Source organism: Mycobacterium sp. NPDC003449 (assembly GCF_053588415.1).
This window is the reverse complement of record NZ_JBSFPX010000312.1, coordinates 1-4,923: the sequence shown is the minus strand read 5'-3', so window position 1 is coordinate 4,923 and position 4,923 is coordinate 1. Positions and strand designations below refer to the sequence as shown.

Genomic DNA, 4,923 nt, shown 5'->3' with positions numbered 1-4,923 from the left:
GTAGGCGCCGCCCGCGGTGCACGAGCCGAGCACCGCGGCGATCTGGGCGATACCGGCGGCGCTCATGGTGGCCTGGTTATAGAAGATCCGGCCGAAATGCTCACGGTCGGGGAAGACCTTGTCCTGGCGCGGCAGGAACGCTCCTCCGGAATCGACGAGGTAGATGCACGGCAGCCGGTTCTGCAGCGCGATCTCCTGGGCCCGCAGGTGCTTTTTCACCGTAATCGGGTAGTAGGTACCGCCTTTGACGGTCGCATCGTTGGCCACGATCACACATTCCCTGCCGGATACCCGCCCGATTCCGGCGATCATGCCCGCGCCGGGGCACTCGTCGTCGTACATGCCGTCGGCGGCCAGCGCGGCCACTTCCAGGAACGGGCTGCCCGGGTCGAGCAGGCCGTCGACGCGGTCGCGGGGCAGCAGCTTGCCCCGGCCGACGTGGCGTTCCCGCGCCCGCTCGGGCCCGCCGAGGGCCGCGGTCGCGAGCTTGGTGCGCAACTGCGAAACCAGCGCCAGGTGTTCGTCGCGGTGAGATGACATGCAGCTCCGATTTGAGTTAATTACGACTAACTGGTGGTATGTTAGTCACGATTAACCGAACTGTCTACCCTCCGGAGGCGCCATGGCCGAGGTCGCCCCTACCCGCCGCAGTCAGGCCAAATCGGACCGCCGCGGCCAGCTCGTCGCGGCCGCCGAGCGCCTGATCGCCGAGCGCGGCTACCTCGCGGTGCGATTGGAGGACATCGGCGCGGCCGTCGGGGTCAGCGGGCCCGCGATCTACCGGCACTTCCCCAACAAGGAGGCCCTGCTGGTCGAACTCCTGGTCGGGATCAGCACCCGGCTGCTCGCCGGGGCGCGCGCCGTCACGGCGCGGGCCGACGAGCCGGCCCGGTCGCTCGACAGCCTGGTCGACTTTCATCTCGACTTCGTATTCGGCGAGCCCGACCTGATCCGGATCCAGGACCGCGACCTCGGCCACCTCCCTGATGCGGCCAGACGGCAGGTGCGCCGGGCCCAGCGGCAGTACGTCGAGATCTGGGTGTCGGTGCTGACCCGGCTCGACACCGGTCTGCCCGAGGAGGACGCCCGGGTCATGGCCCACGCCGCGTTCGGTTTGCTCAACTCCACCCCGCACAGCGTCAAACCGGCCGCACCCAAGTCCCGGTCGCGGGCCGTCCTGCGGCGAATGACGCTGGGGGCGCTGACCGCCGCGGGTTAGCGTCGGCGATGCGATGTGCGTCACGGTCGCCGGCCGACCGCAGCCGATGCGGCATTCGGTCCCGGCACACTGAGCACCCGCACAGGTACCCTCGCAGCCATGAGGTGGGCATGACCGAAACACCACGCCGCGACGAGTCGGGGGCGCCCCGGCCGGTCGCCGGCGGCTACCCCGTGGACTATCCGGACCCGGCGTACGCGAACCAGCCGGCGTACGGCGGCGGGTACCCGGCCCTGCCCACTGTGCCGCCCTCTGTGCCCGGCCCGACCCGCCAAATGCCCGCCTACGGCTACGACCCTTACGCGACCGGGCAGTACGGCGGGGGCAACCCACCGCCCGGTGAACCGCCCGGGCACGACCCCAAGGACCGTGAGCCGCGCCTGTGGTTGTGGATTCTGGCCGGCCTGGCGGTGCTGGTCGTCGTCGGTCTGGTGATCGCCCTGGTGATCACGAACGGTTCGCGGCAGGAGACCGTGCTCGCACCGTCGCCGGTCACCCCCGAACCCGGTTTCAGCGCGTCGCCCAGCACCGCACCGCCGACGACGACGCGATCACCGCGTCCGGTCCCCGTCCCACCGGTCACCACACCGCCCACGGCGTCAATCCCGGCCGGGCCCAGCGAAACCGTCACCTACGAGGTCACCGGCGAGGGCCGGGCGATCAGCATCACCTACCTCGATGCGGGCAAGATGCTGCAGACCGAGTTCAACGTCATACTGCCGTGGAGCAAGCAGGTGGAACTCCCGCAGCCGGCTGGCGAAACCGCCAGCGTCAGCGTCCTGAACTTCGGACCCGAGGTCGCCTGCACCGTGACGGTCAACGGTGTGCAGACCCAACACCGCACCGGCAGCGGCCTGACCATCTGCGTCGGCGCTCGCCCCTAGACGCCCGGACGGGCCGGCTCCCTGGCGGGGGTGCGCACGGCCACCATGCCGGCCAGGCCCGCGGCCAGCACCAGCACCAGGCCGCCCATACCGGCCCGGTCGGCGTCGAACACGTCGATGAAGACGAAGAACAGCCACGGCGCCAGGAACGACGCCGCGCGCCCCACCGTGGTGTAGAGGCCGAACGCCACGCCCTCTTTGCCCTCGACCGACATGCGCAGCATCAACGTCCGCGCCGCGGACAGCGTCGGCCCGATGAACAGGCACAGCAGCAGGCCGCACGCCCAGAACGCCACCGGCCCCGACAGCGTCAGCAACGTCAGCCCCACCACGATCATGCAGACCAGCGATCCGATGATGATCGGTTTGGACCCCACCCGGTCATCGAGCAGCCCGCCCGACACCGCCCCGAGCGCGGCGATCACGCACGCGCTCATCCCGAACAGCAGCACATCGCCCTGTGAGATGCCGTACACGTTGACCCCCAGCACCGCACCGAACGCGAAAACCCCGGCCAGCCCGTCGCGGAACACCGCGCTCGCCACCAGGTAGTAGACGACGTTGCGGTCACGCCGCCACTCACCGCGGACCTCGGACCACAACTTGCGGTAAGCACCCAGGAAGCCGACCTTGTCGGCCGGGCCGAGACCGGCCACCCGCGGCACGAACAGGAACACCGGCAGCGCGAACAGCGCGAACCAGGCGGCGGCCAGCAGCATCACCGCGCGCACGTTCTGCCCGTCCTCGACCGGGATACCCAACAGGCCGCGGGTGTCGCCGTCACCCGAGATGAACCCGACATAGGCCAGCAGCAGAAGCACCACGCTGCCGGCATAGCCCAATCCCAGGCCGAGCCCGGACACCCGCCCCGAGGTGTCCGGGGTGGACAGCTGACGCAGCATGGCGTTGTAGGGCACGGTGGCCAGTTCGTTGCACGCGGCGGTGCAGGCCAGCAGCACCAGACCCGGCAGCAGATAGTGGTAATCGTCACGGATCAGGCTCATCGCCGCCGTCAAAAGCACCGCCGCACCGGTCATCACGGCGAGCACCCCGCGGCGACGCTGCGGCGCGTCGACCCAGATCCCGGTGGCCGGGGCCAGCAGGGCCACCGCAAGCCCGGCGACCGTCATGGCCCGGCCCAGCCAGCTGGCCGGCGTCGTATCGCCGGGCAGATCCGCGCCGACCGACCCGGTGAGATACACCGAGAAAACGAACGTGACGACGATCGCGTTGAGGCCGGTGGCGCCGCAGTCCCACAGCGCCCACGCAAGCACCCGTGTCCGGCCGGGGTTGATCATGACCGACACTGTATGGGTTCGGGGGGCTTCTAGGATGAGCCGCATGCCAGTACCCGCTCCCAGCCTCCAGGCCCGCGCCGTGGTGACCGGCGCCTCGCAGAACATCGGCGAGGCGTTGGCCACCGAACTCGCGGCCCGCGGACACCACCTGATCATCACCGCGCGCCGCGAGGACGTGCTGACCGCGCTGGCCGGGCGGCTCACCGAGCGCTACGGCGTCACCGTCGAGGTGCGCGCCGTCGACCTCGCCGATCCGGCGGCCAGGGAATCATTGTGCGACGAGCTCGCCACCCGCGAGATCTCGATCCTGTGCGCCAACGCGGGCACCGCGACGTTCGGCCCGGTGGCCGACCTCGATCCGGCCGGGGAGCAGGCCCAGGTTCAGCTGAATGTCCTTGGCGTGCACGACCTTGCGCTCGCCGTGCTGCCGGGCATGGTGAAACGCCGGGCCGGGGGGATCCTGATCTCCGGTTCGGCGGCGGGCAATTCACCGATCCCCAACAACGCCACCTATGCGGCCTCCAAGGCCTTCGCCAACACCTTCAGCGAGTCGCTGCGCGGCGAACTCAAGGGCGCCGGAGTGCATGTCACGGTGCTGGCGCCCGGCCCGGTCCGCACCGACCTGCCCGACCCCGCCGAGCAGTCGCTGGTGGAGCGGCTGATCCCCGACTTCCTGTGGATCGACACCGAATACACCGCGAAGCTTTCGCTGGACGGGCTGGAGCGCAACAAGATGCGGGTGGTGCCCGGTGTGACGTCCAAGGCGATGTCAATGGCCAGCGGCTACGCGCCGCGGTCCATCGTCACCCCGATCGTCGGCGCCGTCTACAAGCGGCTCGGCGGCGGGTAGGTGTTTCCTAGTCGCGGCGGCTCGCGCCGTTTCTACACCAGGGCCGTTGCCGCGCGCTCATCGCGACCCCCAGGTAGAAAACGGCACACGCTTCAGCGCCTGCGCCGGCCCGTCCCGAAGATGCTGCGGGTGATCTCACGCCCGATGACCGTGCCCGCCGAACGCATCGCGCTCTTGAACGCCGGGCTCGACGCCATCTTCTCGAAGAACCCGGGCCCCTCGGCCTCGGCCGCCGGCGCGGGCATCGACTCGACCTCACCCGAGGCCTCCGCACCGGCGAATCCGCCGCCCGGCGCGTCCTTCTCGGCCGGCGGGGCCAGCTTGGCGGCCAGCCGCTCATAGGCCGAATCCCGGTCGACGGTCTCACCGTAGGTGGCCTGCAGCGGGCTGGCCTGCGCGGCGGCCTTGACGGCGTCATCACCGATGGCGGCCATCAGCGAGCGCGGTGCCCGCATCCTGGTCCACGCCACCGGTGTCGGCGCGCCCTGCTCCGAGAGCACCGTGACCACGGCCTCACCGATTCCCAGTGAGGTCAGCGCCTCCTCCAGGTCGTACACATCGGTCTTGGGGTAGGTCCGCACCGTCTTGGTGAGCCGCGGGCACTTCGTGCGGGTCGTGCGTGCCGCTGCTCAAGCAACTGCTGGAGGCCGAAGGCGTCGAGCAGTCCACGGC

The 4,923-nt window shown here is 70.2% G+C and carries 5 protein-coding genes and 2 pseudogenes; 4 read left to right on the top strand and 3 right to left on the bottom strand.

The genetic code is table 11. The features are described from left to right. The coding region (locus ACWDTP_RS37370) for a carboxyl transferase domain-containing protein (protein ID WP_450028254.1) at positions 1-540 on the bottom strand (540 nt) is incomplete at its 3' end. A gap of 82 nt (positions 541-622) precedes the next feature. On the opposite strand from ACWDTP_RS37370, the gene ACWDTP_RS37365 reads away from it, so the two are divergent. Together ACWDTP_RS37365 and ACWDTP_RS37360 are read left to right on the top strand one after the other, a co-directional pair. After that, positions 623-1,219 carry an SACE_7040 family transcriptional regulator gene (locus tag ACWDTP_RS37365; RefSeq protein ID WP_450028253.1) on the top strand — a complete coding sequence of 199 codons (597 nt, stop codon included), beginning with the start codon at positions 623-625 and terminating at the stop codon, positions 1,217-1,219. A 110-nt stretch (positions 1,220-1,329) separates the two neighbouring features. Then, positions 1,330-2,103, top strand: coding sequence for an MmpS family transport accessory protein (locus ACWDTP_RS37360; protein ID WP_450028252.1), 774 nt, complete (start codon positions 1,330-1,332; stop codon positions 2,101-2,103). Here ACWDTP_RS37360 and ACWDTP_RS37355 read toward each other — a convergent pair. Beyond that, on the bottom strand, positions 2,100-3,401 hold the full coding sequence (locus ACWDTP_RS37355; protein ID WP_450028251.1) for an MFS transporter: 1,302 nt from the start codon (positions 3,399-3,401) through the stop codon (positions 2,100-2,102). The genes ACWDTP_RS37360 and ACWDTP_RS37355 overlap by 4 nt on opposite strands. A gap of 43 nt (positions 3,402-3,444) precedes the next feature. Here ACWDTP_RS37355 and cmrA point away from each other — a divergent pair, with 43 nt between their 5' ends. Beyond that, positions 3,445-4,251, top strand: coding sequence for a mycolate reductase (gene cmrA, locus ACWDTP_RS37350; protein ID WP_450028250.1), 807 nt, complete (start codon positions 3,445-3,447; stop codon positions 4,249-4,251). Between the two features lie 92 nt (positions 4,252-4,343). On the opposite strand, the pseudogene ACWDTP_RS37345 reads toward cmrA, so the two are convergent. Next, positions 4,344-4,844: pseudogene (locus ACWDTP_RS37345) on the bottom strand (helicase HerA-like domain-containing protein); the annotation flags it as partial. On the opposite strand from ACWDTP_RS37345, the pseudogene ACWDTP_RS37340 reads away from it, so the two are divergent. Then, a pseudogene (locus tag ACWDTP_RS37340) lies at positions 4,844-4,923 on the top strand (hypothetical protein); the annotation flags it as partial. The pseudogenes ACWDTP_RS37345 and ACWDTP_RS37340 overlap by 1 nt on opposite strands.